Source organism: Modicisalibacter radicis, from assembly GCF_900961225.1.
Taxonomy (GTDB): Bacteria; Pseudomonadota; Gammaproteobacteria; order Pseudomonadales; family Halomonadaceae; genus Modicisalibacter.
The window spans coordinates 31,264-45,124 of sequence record NZ_CAAHFN010000022.1; the positions used below are offsets into that span (position 1 = coordinate 31,264).

General features: G+C 66.6%; 12 protein-coding genes. 2 read left to right on the top strand and 10 right to left on the bottom strand.

Annotated elements, in window-relative coordinates:
* Positions 1–156 precede the first annotated feature (156 nt).
* From HR9077_RS00970 to HR9077_RS00980, 3 genes are all read right to left on the bottom strand, one after another.
* Complete coding sequence (locus HR9077_RS00970) at positions 157–495, bottom strand: DUF533 domain-containing protein (RefSeq protein WP_136064209.1); 339 nt, start codon at positions 493–495, stop codon at positions 157–159.
* A gap of 137 nt (positions 496–632) precedes the next feature.
* On the bottom strand, positions 633–2,435 hold the full coding sequence (gene oadA / locus HR9077_RS00975) for a sodium-extruding oxaloacetate decarboxylase subunit alpha (protein ID WP_136064211.1): 1,803 nt from the start codon (positions 2,433–2,435) through the stop codon (positions 633–635).
* A gap of 10 nt (positions 2,436–2,445) precedes the next feature.
* A complete protein-coding gene (locus HR9077_RS00980) occupies positions 2,446–3,861 on the bottom strand; it encodes an acetyl-CoA carboxylase biotin carboxylase subunit (protein ID WP_136064213.1) in 1,416 nt (471 codons plus the stop codon).
* A 179-nt stretch (positions 3,862–4,040) separates the two neighbouring features.
* On the opposite strand from HR9077_RS00980, the gene HR9077_RS00985 reads away from it, so the two are divergent.
* Both HR9077_RS00985 and lipA read left to right on the top strand, forming a co-directional pair.
* Positions 4,041–5,036 carry a LysR family transcriptional regulator gene (locus tag HR9077_RS00985; RefSeq protein WP_136064215.1) on the top strand — a complete coding sequence of 332 codons (996 nt, stop codon included), beginning with the start codon at positions 4,041–4,043 and terminating at the stop codon, positions 5,034–5,036.
* 100 nt (positions 5,037–5,136) lie between these two features.
* Entirely contained in the window at positions 5,137–6,189 is a 1,053-nt protein-coding gene (gene lipA / locus HR9077_RS00990) for a lipoyl synthase (protein ID WP_136064217.1), read from the top strand.
* 58 nt (positions 6,190–6,247) lie between these two features.
* Here lipA and lipB read toward each other — a convergent pair whose 3' ends face one another.
* The 7 genes from lipB to mrdA all read right to left on the bottom strand — a co-directional run bounded on the left by lipB (position 6,248) and on the right by mrdA (position 13,774).
* Complete coding sequence (gene lipB / locus HR9077_RS00995; protein WP_136064219.1) at positions 6,248–6,952, bottom strand: lipoyl(octanoyl) transferase LipB; 705 nt, start codon at positions 6,950–6,952, stop codon at positions 6,248–6,250.
* A 5-nt stretch (positions 6,953–6,957) separates the two neighbouring features.
* Positions 6,958–7,287 (bottom strand): HP0495 family protein, encoded by a 330-nt coding sequence (locus HR9077_RS01000; RefSeq protein ID WP_136064221.1) that lies wholly within the window; start codon positions 7,285–7,287, stop codon positions 6,958–6,960.
* A gap of 97 nt (positions 7,288–7,384) precedes the next feature.
* Entirely contained in the window at positions 7,385–8,608 is a 1,224-nt protein-coding gene (locus HR9077_RS01005; RefSeq protein WP_136064223.1) for a D-alanyl-D-alanine carboxypeptidase family protein, read from the bottom strand.
* 50 nt (positions 8,609–8,658) lie between these two features.
* Positions 8,659–9,633, bottom strand: a complete 975-nt coding sequence (locus HR9077_RS01010; RefSeq protein WP_136064225.1) for a septal ring lytic transglycosylase RlpA family protein — start codon at positions 9,631–9,633, stop codon at positions 8,659–8,661.
* Positions 9,630–10,673, bottom strand: coding sequence for a lytic murein transglycosylase B (gene mltB, locus HR9077_RS01015; protein ID WP_136064227.1), 1,044 nt, complete (start codon positions 10,671–10,673; stop codon positions 9,630–9,632). Before mltB ends, HR9077_RS01010 begins: the two co-directional genes overlap by 4 nt.
* Before the next feature lie 73 nt (positions 10,674–10,746).
* A complete protein-coding gene (gene rodA, locus HR9077_RS01020; protein ID WP_136064228.1) occupies positions 10,747–11,892 on the bottom strand; it encodes a rod shape-determining protein RodA in 1,146 nt (381 codons plus the stop codon).
* The gene (gene mrdA / locus HR9077_RS01025) at positions 11,876–13,774 is read right to left on the bottom strand and encodes a penicillin-binding protein 2 (protein WP_136064230.1); all 1,899 of its coding nucleotides are present in this window, start codon (positions 13,772–13,774) and stop codon (positions 11,876–11,878) included. Before mrdA ends, rodA begins: the two co-directional genes overlap by 17 nt.
* Positions 13,775–13,861: the final 87 nt, after the last annotated feature.

Sequence of the window (13,861 nt, forward strand, 5' to 3'; positions counted from 1 at the left end):
TTCATTTCGGATAATGGCGCGGCCGGGCGGCATCGGGCGGCGCCTGGAAGGCATACGCAAGCGAAAGCGCGGCATCTGCCGCGCGGCGGCCGTCAGCGCCTGACGGACCGCCATGCCGGCACCGGCCGCCGGCCCGCTTGAAACGCTGTCGCGACTTCAGGGCACCAGCGGCGGCTCGGGATCGTCGCGTCGCGTCGTGAGAGTTTCGTCCGGCGCCCCGGCCGGCGCTCCGTCGCCAGGCCCCCGCCTGGCTTCATGTTCCGGAAGCGAGGCGCTACGCTCGCGCTCGTTGCGTGCCTGCCAGGCCAGTGCCCCGGCCCCGGCCACGAGCCCGTACTTGAGGGCCTTGCCGAGCACGCCGCGCCCGTGGCGGCTGCTCAGCAACAGCCCGAGCGCACCGCCCATCAGCGCGCTGCGGCCATCGACGCGGCGCGCCTGGCTGTACCATTGGTCGACCAGGCGGGCCAGTTCGTCACTACGATGCTTGTCATCCATGCTGTCTTCTCCGAAGTGGGCTGACGTTTGCTCACCTTAACTACTAGCCGTCCCTGCGCCAGTTGCAAGTCCCGACGCGCATCGCCGGTTCGCCGCGCGCGCCGTCAGCCGCTCGCCCGGGCCGGCCGGCGCACGACTCAGTCGATCTCGACCAGCACTTCGCCCGGGGTGACGCGATCGCCACGCGCAACGTGAACGGCCTGCACGGTGCCGGCCACCCGGGCATGGACTTCGGTTTCCATCTTCATCGCCTCGGTGACCAGTACCGGCTGGCCGGCCTCGACAGTTTCGCCGACGGTGACCAGCACATCGACGATGTTGCCCGGCATCGAGGTGGTGACATGCCCCGGCGCACTGGCCTTGGCGCGCCCCGGCGTCGCGGCGCCGACATAATCGTCCTTGGCCTCGAAGACCACCTCCTCGGGCATGCCGTCGAGGGTCAGGTAGACCTGACGCTTGCCGCCGGTGTTGCGCCCCACGCCGGTGATCTGCACTTCGTAGGATTCGCCATGCACGTCGATCACGAATTCGGTCGGGACACCCTCGGTTGCCGGACGCCCCGCCGCGGCATCGGGCGCGGGCAACGGCTCGGGGCTGAGGGTGCCGTCGCGCCGTCCCTGCAGGAAATCGCGCCCCAGCTCAGGGAACATGGCGAAGGTCAGCACGTCCTCCTCGCCCTCGGCCAGCTCACCGATCTCGCGGCTCAGGCGCTCCATCTCGGGTGCCAGCAGATCGGCCGGCCGCCCCTCCTCGACCGGCTGGTTGCCGATCGCCCGGCGCCGGATCTCGGCGTCGACCTCGGCCGGGGGCTGGCCGTAGCCGCCCTGCAGGTAGCGCTTGACCTCGTTGGTGATGGCCTTGTAGCGCTCGCCGGTGAGCACGTTCATCACCGCCTGGGTGCCGACGATCTGGGAAGTCGGCGTGACCAGCGGCGGGTAGCCGAGATCGGCGCGCACCCGCGGGATCTCGGCGAACACCTCGCGAATCCGCGACAGCGCGTTCTGTTCCTTGAGCTGATTGGCCAGGTTGGACATCATCCCGCCCGGCACCTGGTTGATCTGCACCGAGACATCCTCGCGGGTGAACTCGCTCTCGAAGGCAGCGTATTTCTTGCGCACCTCGCGGAAGTAGTCGCCGACCTCCTTGAGCGCCTCGAGATCGAGCCCGGTGTCGTGACCGGTGCCGGCGAAAGCGGCGACCATCGCTTCGGTGGACGGGTGGCTGGTGCCACCGGCGAAGCCGGAATTGCAGGTATCGATGTGTCGGCAGCCCGCCTCGACGGCCTTGAGGTGGCACAGCGACGAAAGCCCCGAGGTGGCATGGGCGTGCAGATGGATGGGCACGCCCACCGCCTCGACCAGCGCCGCCACCAGCCGTTCGGTGGCGTAAGGGGTGAGCAGGCCCGCCATGTCCTTGATGGCGATCGAATCGGCCCCCATGTCGACCAGCCGCCGGGCCTGCTCGACGAACATTTCCAGAGTGTGCACCGGGCTGACCGTGTAGCACAGCGTGCCCTGGGCGTGCTTGCCGCTGGCCTTGACCGCGCGCATTGCGGTTTCCAGGTTGCGCAGGTCGTTGAGCGCGTCGAACACCCGGAAGATGTCGACGCCGTCATCGGCGGCCTTGGCGACGAAGCGCTCGACCACGTCGTCGGCGTAGTGCCGGTAGCCCAGCAGATTCTGACCGCGCAGCAGCATCTGCAGCGGCGTTTCGGGCAGCGCCGCCTTGAGCCGGCGCAGCCGCTCCCAGGGGTCCTCCTTGAGGAAACGCACGCAGGCATCGAAGGTCGCCCCGCCCCACACTTCCAGAGCGTGAAAGCCGATCGCATCGAGCTGGGGGCAGATCGGCAGCATGTCCTCGGTGCGCAGGCGAGTGGCGATCAGCGACTGATGGCCATCGCGCAGCACCACGTCGGTGATGTTGACGCGTTCGGGGTTCATCCAGGACTCCTTATAATCCGCTGTGGGCGGCAATCGCGGCGGCGATGGCCAGGGCGACCTCTTCGGGGTTGCGCTTCACCGAGTAGTTGAGCAGTTCCGGGTGCGCCGGTACGAAGCCGGTGTCGAACTCGCCGCGCCGGAAATCCGGGTGGCGCAGGATCTCCTGGTAGTAGGGCGCGGTGGTCTTGACCCCCTGCAGGCGCATGTCGTTGAGCGCGCGGATGCCGCGATTCAGCGTCTCTTCCCAGGTCAGCCCCCAGACGATCAGCTTGAGGCACATCGAGTCGAAGTACGGCGGGATGGTGTAGCCGGTATAGATCGCGGTATCGGTGCGCACCCCGGGGCCGCCCGGGGCGTAGTAGCGGGTGATGCGGCCGAACGACGGCAGGAAGTCGTTCTTGGGGTCCTCGGCGTTGATGCGAAACTGGATCGCGTAGCCGTGGTGGTGGATGTCCTCCTGGCGAAACGCCAGTTTCAGCCCGGCCGCGATGCGGATCTGCTCGCGGACGATGTCGACCCCGGTGATCGCCTCGCTGATGGTGTGCTCGACCTGAATCCGGGTATTCATCTCCATGAAGTAGATTTCGTTGCCCCTGACCAGGAACTCCACGGTCCCGGCGTTCTCGTAGCCCACCGCCTCGGCGGCGCGCACCGCCAGTTCACCGACATAGGCGCGCTGCTCCGGGGTCAGCTGGGGACTGGGAGCGATCTCGATCAGCTTCTGGTTGCGGCGCTGGATCGAGCAGTCGCGCTCGAACAGGTGGATGATGTTGCCGTGGCGGTCGGCGAGGACCTGCACCTCGATGTGGCGAGGCTCGACCACGCATTTTTCCATGAACACGTCGGCGCTGCCGAAGGCCTTGGTGGCCTCGGAGATCACCCGCTCCCAGGCCTGGCGCAGCTGAGCGGCGTCGTCACAGCGGCGAATGCCGCGACCGCCGCCCCCGGAAGTGGCCTTGAGCATCACCGGATAGCCGATCGACTCGGCCAGCGCCAGGGCCTCGTCGCAACTGGCCAGATTGCCCTCGGAGCCCGGGGTGACCGGCACGCCGGCCTCGCGCAACGCCGCACGCGCGGCGGTCTTGTCACCCATCCGTGCGATCACCGCCGCCGCCGGGCCGACGAAGGCGATCCCGGCCTCGGCACAGATTCGCGCCAGCTCGGCGTTCTCGGAGAGAAACCCGTAGCCGGGGTGGATGGCGTCGCAGCCGGTTTCGCGGGCCAGATCGACGAGACGTTGCGGGTCGAGGTAGCCGGCCAGCGGATCGTCGCCGACGAAATGGGCCTCGTCGGCGCGCTTGACGTGCAGCGCGAAGCGGTCGGGTTCGGTATAGACGGCGACCGAGCGGATGCCCATCTCGGCACAGGCGCGCACGATCCGCACCGCTATCTCGCCGCGATTGGCGATCAACAGTTTCCGGAACACAGGCGATCCTCTTGGGTTGCGTCCACGGTGGCCATGCGAAACACTAGTGAGTTGCCCGCACGCGGCATCGACCGTGTCTGGATGTGCCTTTACGCTACCCGGCAGGGTACCAATAGAAAAATTGATATTTTTTTGCCAACCTATAAGGGACGGCTTATACCTCTAACGCGGAAACTGTCATGTCGCGCCCCCATCTGCTCAATCGCCTGACCTTTCGCCAGCTTCAGGTCTTCCAGGCCGTGCATCGCCAGCAGTCCTATTCGCGTGCCGCCGAGCAACTGGGCCTGACCCAACCGGCGGTCAGCGCGCAGATCCGGCAGCTCGAGCAGGCCCTGGAACAGCCGCTGTTCAAGTACGCCGGCAAGACGCTGCACGTGCTGCCGGCCGCCGACGCCCTGGCAGCCACGGTGCAGTCGATCTTCGGCCAGGTATCGAGCCTGCAGATGGAACTCTCCGAGCTGGCCGGCACCATCCGCGGCGAACTCAATCTGACCGCGGTCTCCACCGCGCAATATGTCGTGCCGCACATCCTGGCGCGGTTTCGCGCCCGCTACCCCGAAGTACAGATTCGCCTGCGGGTGTGCAACCGCGGCCAGGCCCTGGAGCGCCTCGCCGAACGCCGCGACGACCTGGTCATCATGGGCATGGTGCCGGACGATGCCAACCTCGCCTTCATGCCGATTCTCGACAACGAGATGATTCCCGTGGTCTGGCCCGGCCATCCGCTGCTCACCGACGACAGGCCGACCTTCGAGGATTTCGCGCGTCACTACGTGCTGATGCGCGAACCCGGCTCGGGTACCCGCACCGCCTTCGAGGAGTATGCCGCCCGCGAGCGGGTCTCGCTGGCGCACACCATCGAGCTGGGCACCAACGAGGCGATCAAGCAGGGCGTCATGGCGCACCTCGGGGTAGCCGTCCTGCCCCGCCTGGCGGTGCAGCTGGAGCTGGCCTCGGGCCTGCTGGCCTCGCCCGCGCTGCCGGGTTTCCCGCTCAAGCGCTCGTGGTGCGCCGTCTATCCCAAGGATCGCTACCCGACTCCGGTGACCGAACTGTTCATGCGCTTTCTGCGCGAATTGCTGCCCGAGCTCAACGCGCATTTCAAGGCCCCGCTCGAGCCGATGCCCGGTCACTCGGTGGTCTGCCTGCCACTGCCCGCCACCCATGGCAGTTGATGTGCCGGCACGCGGGTGAATGTGATAAATTGGGTCCATAGACGCGCCGAGCATGGCAGCCCACATCGCCGAACAGGCCGATCAGAGAGTCAGGTCCGATATGAGTGACAAGCCTTCGCAGCCCGTATCCAGCGGCGAGAAGTACCGCAACGAACGCGGCATGTCCGTGATCAAGGACGGCATGAAGCAGCGCAAGCAGGCCGAGGAGAGTGCGGCCACCGGGCGCAAGCCACCCTGGTTGCGCATCCAGATGCCGGGCGGCGAGCGTTTCGACGCGGTCAAGCGCAACGTCAATGAACATCGCCTGAGCACCGTCTGCGCCGAGTCGCACTGTCCCAACATGGGCGAATGCTGGAGCAACGGGACCGCCACCATCATGTTGATGGGCTCGGTATGCACTCGCGCCTGCCGCTTCTGCGCCGTGGATACCGGCAACCCGCGAGGCTGGCTGGACCACGAGGAGCCCGAGAACACCGCCAAGTCGGTGGAACTGATGGGCCTGCGCTACATCGTCCTGACCTCGGTCGACCGCGACGATCTCGACGATGGCGGCGCCGCCCACTATGCGGCCTGCATCCGCGCCATCAAGACGCGCACCCCCGAGGTCGTGGTCGAAGCGCTGACGCCGGATTTCGACGCCAGAGAGTCGGATGTGGAAGCCGTGGTGGATTCGGGGCTGGAGGTCTTCGCCCAGAACGTCGAAACCGTGGAGCGACTGACCTCGCGGGTTCGCGATCCCCGGGCCGGCTATCGCAAGACCCTGGACGTGCTGGCCCACGCCAAGCGCCATCGCCCGGACGTGCTGACCAAGACCAGCCTGATGCTGGGGCTGGGCGAAACCGACGACGAGATCCTCGCCACCTTCGACGACCTCAAGGCCATCGGCGTGGATATCGTGACGCTCGGCCAGTACCTGCGCCCCACCAAGAACCACCTGCCGGTGGAGCGCTGGGTCACGCCGGACGAATTCGAGCGCTATCGCCAGTTGGGCCTGGAAAAAGGCTTCATGGAAGTGGCGGCCGGCCCGCTGGTTCGTTCCAGCTACCGGGCCGATCGCGTTTTCGAGAAGAACAACCTGGGGCTCGCCGCGCCCGCCGCCGTGCCGGGCCAGGAGCCCGACCCCGATATCATTCCGGCGATCAATGTCGGCTAGGCCCGAGCGCTCCCGGGCGCCTGCCGCACACCAGCGGGCGGGCGATCAGCCCCCGCCCCTAGACCACCGATTCACTGCTTGATAGCCCCTGCGCCAGGCAGTGCGCCGGCAACTCGCCGGGTGCCGCCGCCTCGGTGTCCCGGCCCAGCAACCGCGCGAGATGCGCGACCAGCGCCTGCGCCACGCTCGCCAGGCAGGGCCCTTCGACGAAATCGGCGACCCGAACCATCTGCATCCCGGCATAGCCACAGGGGTTGATGCGCTGGAAAGGCGACAGGTCGCCCGTCACGTTCAGCGCCACCCCATGGAAGCTGGCTCCGCGCCGAATGCGCAGCCCCAGCGAGGCGATCTTGGCCTCACCGACATACACCCCCGGCGCGTCGGGGCGCGCATGCGCCTCGACCCCCTCGTCGCCCAGCACGCCGATCACCGCCTGCTCCAGGGCGGTGACCAGATCGCGCACGCCGATCCTGGCGCGCCGTACATCGAGCAGGGGGTAGACGACCAGTTGCCCGGGGCCGTGATAGGTGATCTGGCCACCCCGGTCGGTCTGCACCACCGGAATCTCGCCGGGTAGCAACAGGTGCTCCGGCTTGCCCGCCTGGCCCTGGGTGAAGACCGGTTCATGCTCCACGACCCACAACTGATCCTGGGTGTCGCCATCGCGCGTATCGGTCAACTCGCGCATCGCCTGCCATACCGGCAGATAAGGCCGGCGACCCAGCTGGAACACCCTGATCGGCGCTGTCGAGGCTTCGTCCATCGGCGTCAGAGCACCATGTGCACGCGACCGGTCGCCTTGAGCGAGGCGAACAGCGCCTGCAGCTGCTCGTGACCGGTGGCGGTGATGGTCACCCGTACGGAGCGGAACTTGCCGTTGCGGCTGTCCACGGCATTGACGGTGCGCCGGTCGAGGCCCGGCGCGTGCGTCTCGATCACTTCCACCACGGTAGCTTCGAAATCCGGCGCGGCGTCGCCGACGATCTTGATCGGATAATCGCAGGGAAACTCGACCCTGGGGGCGTCGGGCGCCGCTGCCTCGGGCGAGGCCGGCTGGGGGTCAGGGACACGCAGGTCCCGGAGAGACTTGTCGGTCATGGCGTTGACTCGATGAAGGGCGTTATCGAGTATTCTACTCAACCTGTTCGCGGCGACCAAGGACGGGACGCCGGTAGCGCGCCCCGTCCCGCTCCCATCAGTCGAACAGGCCGGTGAAGAACCGCAGGACGGTATCCCAGATACGCTTGAAGAAACCGCCCTCCTCGACCGTCTGCAACGCCACCAGCGGCTGCTCCATCAGCGTTTCGTCGCCCAGCTTGACGTTCAGGGTGCCGAGCTGCTGGCCGGCCTGTACCGGGGCCTCGAGCGTCTCGGGCAGGTTGAGCTGCGCGGTCATGTCGTCGCGGCGCCCCTTGGGCACGGTCAGATAGATATCCTCGGAGACACCGATCTTCAGTTGATCCTGTGCGCCGCCCCAGATGCGCGACTGGTTGAGAACCGCGCCACGCTGATAGAGGCGGAAGGTATCGAAGAAGCGAAAGCCGTAACTCAACAGTTTCTGGGTTTCCTGCGCACGCGCCGCATCGGAATTGGTGCCCATGACCACCGAGATCAGCCGCATGTCGTTCTGCTTGGCCGAGGCCACCAGGCAGTAACCGGCCTCTTCGGTGTGCCCGGTCTTGAGACCGTCGACCGAGGCGTCGCGCCACAGCAGGCGATTGCGGTTGGGCTGCCGGATGTCATTGTAGGTGAAGTACTTCTCCGAGTAGACCTCGTAATGGTCGGGGTAGTCCTGAATGATGTGCTTGGCGATCTTGGCCAGATCCCGCGCCGAGGAATAGTGATCGGGGTTCGGCAACCCGGTGGCATTGACGAAGTGACTGTTCTGGAGCCCGAGGCGCTGTGCCTGCTGGTTCATCAGGTCGGCGAACGACGTCTCGGAGCCGGCGACGTGCTCTGCCAGCGCAACGCTGGCATCGTTGCCCGACTGGATGACCACGCCATGCAGCAGATCGTTGACGCTGACCTGGGTGCCTTCGCGGATGAACATCCGCGAGCCGCCGGTACGCCAGGCATTTTCACTGACCGTCACCATGTCCTGATCGTCGATGTTGCCGTCGTCGATCTCCTTCTCGACGATATAGGCGGTCATCATCTTGGTCAGGCTGGCCGGCGGCAGCCGCTTGTCGGCCTCGTGCTCGACCAGCACCTCGCCGCTGTTGGCATCGACCAGGATCCACGACGAGGCATCGAGGTCGGGCGCCGAGGGAATCATCGGTTCCGGCAGTGTCTGCTGCAGGGCCGAGTCGGGCTTGGGCGCTTGTTCCTGGGCCTGGACCGGCTGAACCGCGATGCAGAACACGGTGACGGCGGTAGTCAGCCAGTGCCAGGACGGTGACGTTAAAGCGGGCAATCTCATGACAGCGTTTCTCGTAGCTTGAATCGATGGATGGTGAGGGTAAAGCTGTGTCAGCGGCCGGCGCTCACCGAAAAGGCTTGCGCATAACCCGCCTCGCGCAGTTCGCTGCGCAAGGCCTCGAGCGCCGGCCGGCTGGAGACCGGACCGACCTGGACCCGATACAGGCGATCGTCGCTGGCGATACGCACCGGCCGCGCCAGTTGCTGCTGCAATCGCGCCTTGAGCCGCTCGGCGTTGCTCGCCGAACCCAGCGCCGCCACCTGTAGATAGGTCGGCGGCGAGTCCGCCGCCTCGTTGCCGGCGGACTCGCGTCCTTCGACCGGGGCTGGCGCCGTCCCGGCCGGTGCCTCGGCGATGTCGCCGCCTCCGTGCGCCGCTGCCTGCGGCGCCCGAGGTTCATCGCGCCCGGTACCCGCCGGCGTCTCGTCGCTCGCCAAGGCCTTGGCGCCAGCCCCATCCTGACGATGTTCGGCCTGCCAGGCAACGGGATCGATCGCCTCGACGCGCACGCGCCCGGTTCCGTTGCGCAGAATATCCAGTCGTGCCGCCGCCGCATAGGAAAGATCGATCAAGCGATCGCCATGGAACGGGCCGCGGTCGTTGACCTTGACGATCACCGAGCGGTCGTTGGCGAGGTTGGTGACCCGGGCATAGGTCGGCAAGGGCAGCGAGCGATGCGCCGCCGACATCTTGTACATGTCATAGGTTTCGCCGCTGGCCGTGTCATAGCCCTGAAACTTCTTGCCGTACCAGGAGGCGCGGCCTTCCGCTTCATACCCGCGGGCATCGTCCATCACGTGGTAGGTCGTGCCCCAGACCTGGTAGCTCGAGCGGTTGCCGCTGGCCGCCCGCGGCTCGACCCGGGGGACCGCATCGGGCACGTTGGCGACGTCGGGCGGTTCGTCGGGATAGGCATCGTGCTCGAGCGCGTAGCGTCCCGAGCCGGTATCCGGACGCGAGCCACCGCCGGCACAACCCGCAAGGACCATGCAGCTGGCGAGCAGCAGCAGCCATCCCCACTTCATGCCCCCTCCCCGCGCGCCGAGCGAATCCGTTCGGCCAACGTGCTCACCGCCATCGCATAGAGGTGACTATGGTTGTAACGCGTGATCACGTAGAAATTCTCGTAGCCCAGTCGGTAGCGGATATCGCCCTCGCCAACCTCCAGGGCCAGCGGAATGACCCGTCCCTCGTCGACGTCTGGCGTCGCGCCCTGCGGCTCGATGCCCCTCTCGGCCAGTTCGTCGATAGCGACATAGGGGCGACGGGTCCGGTTGAACTCGATGCCCGCGGGCGCCGTCGCCGGCCCCTGCGCCTCCACGTAGAGCGGCGCGCCGCGCTGCCAGCCGTGACGCGCGAAATAGTTGCCGACGCTGCCGATGGCATCGACGGGGTTGTGCCATAGATCGCGCTTGCCATCCGCATCGAAGTCGACGGCGTAGGCCTGATAGCTGGTGGGGATGAATTGCGGATAGCCCATCGCGCCGGCGTAGGAGCCCTGCAGGCTGGCGGGATCGACGCCCTGCTCGTTGCTGATCTCGAGAAAGGCGGCCAGCTCGCCGCGGAAGAAGTTCCCCCGCGAGGGATGATGGAAGGCCAGCGTCGCCAGCGAATCGAGTACTCGATGAGAGCCGGTATAGCGCCCGTAGAAGGTCTCGACGCCGATGATCGCGGCGATGATCTCGGCGGGCACGCCGTATTCCGCCTCGGCGCGCGCGAAGGCGTCGCGGTGCGCCGCGATGAACTCGACGCCGCCCTGGATACGTTCGGGCTTGACGAAGATGTCGCGGTACTCGTCCCAGCGCAGATGCCGCTCGGCCGCGCCGGCCATGGCGTCGAGCACCGGCTGCCGGAACTCGGCGCGGGACAGCGTGGCGGTCAGCCACGTCCTGGACAGGCCGCGCGCGGCGAGCTCGTCGACCAGCGCCTGCACGCGAGGATGGCTGTCCGGTGCGAAGTCTTCGGCGGCCGCCGGCTGGCCAAGGCTCCATAGACAACCGCCGAGAACGGCGATCGTCGCCTTGAGAGACCCGCGTTTGCGACGCTGACGAAGGGCGATGCTCATCGTCCCGTTACTCCTGTTGCGTATGGCGTTTGCCGGCCCGGCCATGGCCTGCGACACCGTGTCCCGCCGCCTTTCAACGGGGCAGCAGCCGTCGGTGGCTGTGGATCGACATGAGAATACCGAAACCGGCCATCAACGTCACGCTGGAGGTCCCGCCGAAACTGACCAGCGGCAGCGGCACGCCGACGATCGGCAGAATACCGCTGACCATGCCGATATTGACGAACACGTAGATGAAGAAGGTCAGGATGATACTGCCGGCGACCAGCCGACCATAGGTGTCATGGGCGCCATTGGCCATCAGCAGGCCGCGCCCGACGATCAGCAGGTAGAGCGTCAGGACCAGCAGCATGCCGACCAGCCCGAACTCCTCGCCGAGCACCGCGACGATGAAATCGGTATGCCGTTCGGGGAGGAATTCCAGCTGCGACTGGGTTCCCAACGTCCAGCCCTTGCCGGTCAGCCCGCCGCTGCCGATCGCGGTAGTCGACTGGATGATGTTCCAGCCCGCCCCCAGCGGATCGCTCTCGGGATTGAGAAAGGTCAGCACTCGTTGGCGCTGATAGGCATGCATGTTGATCCACAGCAGGGGCAGCGCCGCGCCGACCAGCACCACCAGGCAACCGATCAGCCGCCAGGAGAGCCCCGCCAGCAACACCACGAAGAGCCCGGCGCAGGCCACCAGCAGCGAGGTCCCCAGATCCGGCTGCTTGGCGATCAGCATCACCGGCACGGCCATGATCAGCGCGCAGACCAGGATATCGCGCAACCGTGGCGGCAGCACCTGGCGCTGCAGATAGGCGGCGACCATCATCGGCATCGCCAGTTTCATCAGCTCGGAAGGCTGGAAACGCACCACCCCGGGAATCTCCAGCCAGCGCTGCGCACCCATCCCGATATCCCCCATCACCTCGACGGCCACGAGCATCGCCAGTCCGCCGCCATACAACACCGGCGACCAGCGACATAGGGTCTTGGGCGACAACTGGGCAAGCACGACCATCGCTACCAGCGCGATGCCAAAACGGCTGGCCTGGGCGATGACCACCGACATGCGCTGGCCGCTGGCGCTGTAGAGCACCACCAGCCCGGCCACCAGAAGCACCAGCAGGAGCCCGCTCAGCCAGGGGTCGATATGGATGCGCGACCAGAGGGTGCGGCGACGGCGAACGCTGGCACGCCGCGGGTAGTGAAGCATGGCGCTATCGTGACGGTTCATGGTCTTCTCGCTGTACGATCTCGTCTTCGGCCTCGTCGAGCGCCTCGCTGTCGGGCAGCAACCAGGCGTCGACCAGTTGTCGGGCCAGCGGCGCCGCATGCGAGCTGCCGCCACCGGCGTTCTCGATGACCACCGCCACGGCGATCCGCGGCTCGTCGATCGGCGCGAAGGCGGTGAACAGGGCGTGATCGTGGAGCCGCTCCTCGAGCTCGTCGGCGTTGTAGCGCTCATCGTTGTCGAGGGTGAACACCTGGGCGGTCCCCGACTTGCCGGCCATGCGGTATTCGAGCCCCTGCCCGGCGCGACGCGCCGTGCCCTCGTGGCCGGTCATGACGTCTTCGAGCGCCCGATTGACCAGATTCCACCAGTCGTCGTTGGCCAACTCGATGTCTTCCTTGGCGGGCGGTGGCGTGACGATCTCGTCGCCGACCTTGCGGGCCAGGTGTGGCGTCACCCACTCTCCGCGATTGGCGAGTACCGACATGGCGGTCGCCATCTGCAGCGGCGTGGCCAGCCAGTAGCCCTGGCCGATGCCCACCGAAAGGGTCTCGCCGGGAAACCATACCTGGTTGCGGCGCTCGCGCTTCCACTCCCGTGACGGCATCAGGCCCTGGGAAGCGCCATGCACGTCGTAGCTGGTCTGCTCGCCGAAACCGAAGCGGTGCATGAAGCTGGACAGCGCGTCGATACCCAGCAGATGCGCCAGATTGAAGAAGTAGGTGTCGTTGGAAACCTCGATGGCGCGATGCATGTCGACCCGGCCATGTCCCCAGCGCAGCCAGTTGTGATAGCGCCGCGAGTGCTCGGGCAGCTTGTAGTAACCGGGATCGTAGATGGTCTTCTGCGGCGTGATCTCGCCGTTGGCCAGGCCCGCCAGCGCCATGAAGGGCTTGACCGTCGAGGCCGGCGGGTACTGCCCGCGAATCGCCCGGTTGTAGAGCGGCAGATCGAGGTCCTCGCGCAGCGCGCGATAGTCGTCGTAGCTGATGCCGGTGACGAACAGATTGGAGTTGAAGCCCGGCGACGAAGCCATGGCAAGAATCTCGCCGGTCGGCGGGTCGATGGCAACGATCGAGCCACGCCGGCCGTCGAGCAGGTCGTAGGCCAGTTGCTGCAGGCGCTCATCGATGGTCAGGACGATGTCCTTGCCGGGCTCGGGATCGCTGCGCCCGAGCTCCCTGAGCACCCGCCCCCGGGCGTTGGTCTCGACCTGACGCAGCCCGGCGTCGCCGTGCAGCTGCGCTTCGTACTGTTTCTCGACGCCGGTCTTGCCGATGAAGTGCGTGCCGGCATAGTCGCCGCCGTCGAGATCGGCGAGCTCTTCGACGTTGATCCGCCCGACGTAGCCGAGCACGTGCGACATCAGCATCGGGTCGGGATAGTAGCGCAGCAACTGACCCTCGACCTCGACCCCGGGCAAGCGATAGCGATTGACCGCCAGCCGCGCGATCTGGCGCTCGTCGAGTTCACTCATCAGCAGCGCCGGCTGGTAAGGACGCTGGCGCTGGTAGGCCCGCTTGCGAAAGACCGCCGCCTCCTCGTCGGGCAGTTCGAGGATGTCCACCAGCAGATCGAGCGTTACATCCAGGTCGTCGACCCGTTCGGGCACGATGGTCAGATTGTAGGTGGGGCGATTTTCGGCCAGCAACCGGCCGTTGCGGTCGTAGATCAGCCCCCGGGTCGGCGGCAACGGCTCGACACGCACGCGATTGCTTTCCGAACGGGTGGTGAAGACCTCGTGCTGGACTATCTGCAGGTAGACCAGGCGCGCCACCAGGCAGCCCGACAGCAGGATCACCAGCGCCACCGCCAGCAACGAACGGTTGCGGAAGATGCGCACTTCCTGTTCTGGGTTCTTCAGCGCGGCACGTGATTTACGCATGCGACATCAACGAAGCGAGGGCGGCATGGAACAGTGAGTCGGGCTCGTGGCGTGGGTGCTGCATTGCATCCTTCAGTCGGCGGTGAT

Bases quoted from the DNA above. Each gene is read 5' to 3' on its own strand.
- oadA (WP_136064211.1), bottom strand. From the start codon at position 2,435: ATGAACCCCGAACGCGTCAACATCACCGACGTGGTGCTGCGCGATGGC.
- rodA (WP_136064228.1), bottom strand. From the start codon at position 11,892: ATGAACCGTCACGATAGCGCCATGCTTCACTACCCGCGGCGTGCCAGC.
- mltB (WP_136064227.1), bottom strand. From the start codon at position 10,673: ATGAGCATCGCCCTTCGTCAGCGTCGCAAACGCGGGTCTCTCAAGGCG.
- HR9077_RS00985 (WP_136064215.1), top strand. From the start codon at position 4,041: ATGTCGCGCCCCCATCTGCTCAATCGCCTGACCTTTCGCCAGCTTCAG.
- HR9077_RS01000 (WP_136064221.1), bottom strand. From the start codon at position 7,287: ATGACCGACAAGTCTCTCCGGGACCTGCGTGTCCCTGACCCCCAGCCG.
- lipB (WP_136064219.1), bottom strand. From the start codon at position 6,952: ATGGACGAAGCCTCGACAGCGCCGATCAGGGTGTTCCAGCTGGGTCGC.
- HR9077_RS01010 (WP_136064225.1), bottom strand. From the start codon at position 9,633: ATGAAGTGGGGATGGCTGCTGCTGCTCGCCAGCTGCATGGTCCTTGCG.
- lipA (WP_136064217.1), top strand. From the start codon at position 5,137: ATGAGTGACAAGCCTTCGCAGCCCGTATCCAGCGGCGAGAAGTACCGC.
- HR9077_RS00970 (WP_136064209.1), bottom strand. From the start codon at position 495: ATGGATGACAAGCATCGTAGTGACGAACTGGCCCGCCTGGTCGACCAA.
- mrdA (WP_136064230.1), bottom strand. From the start codon at position 13,774: ATGCGTAAATCACGTGCCGCGCTGAAGAACCCAGAACAGGAAGTGCGC.
- HR9077_RS01005 (WP_136064223.1), bottom strand. From the start codon at position 8,608: ATGAGATTGCCCGCTTTAACGTCACCGTCCTGGCACTGGCTGACTACC.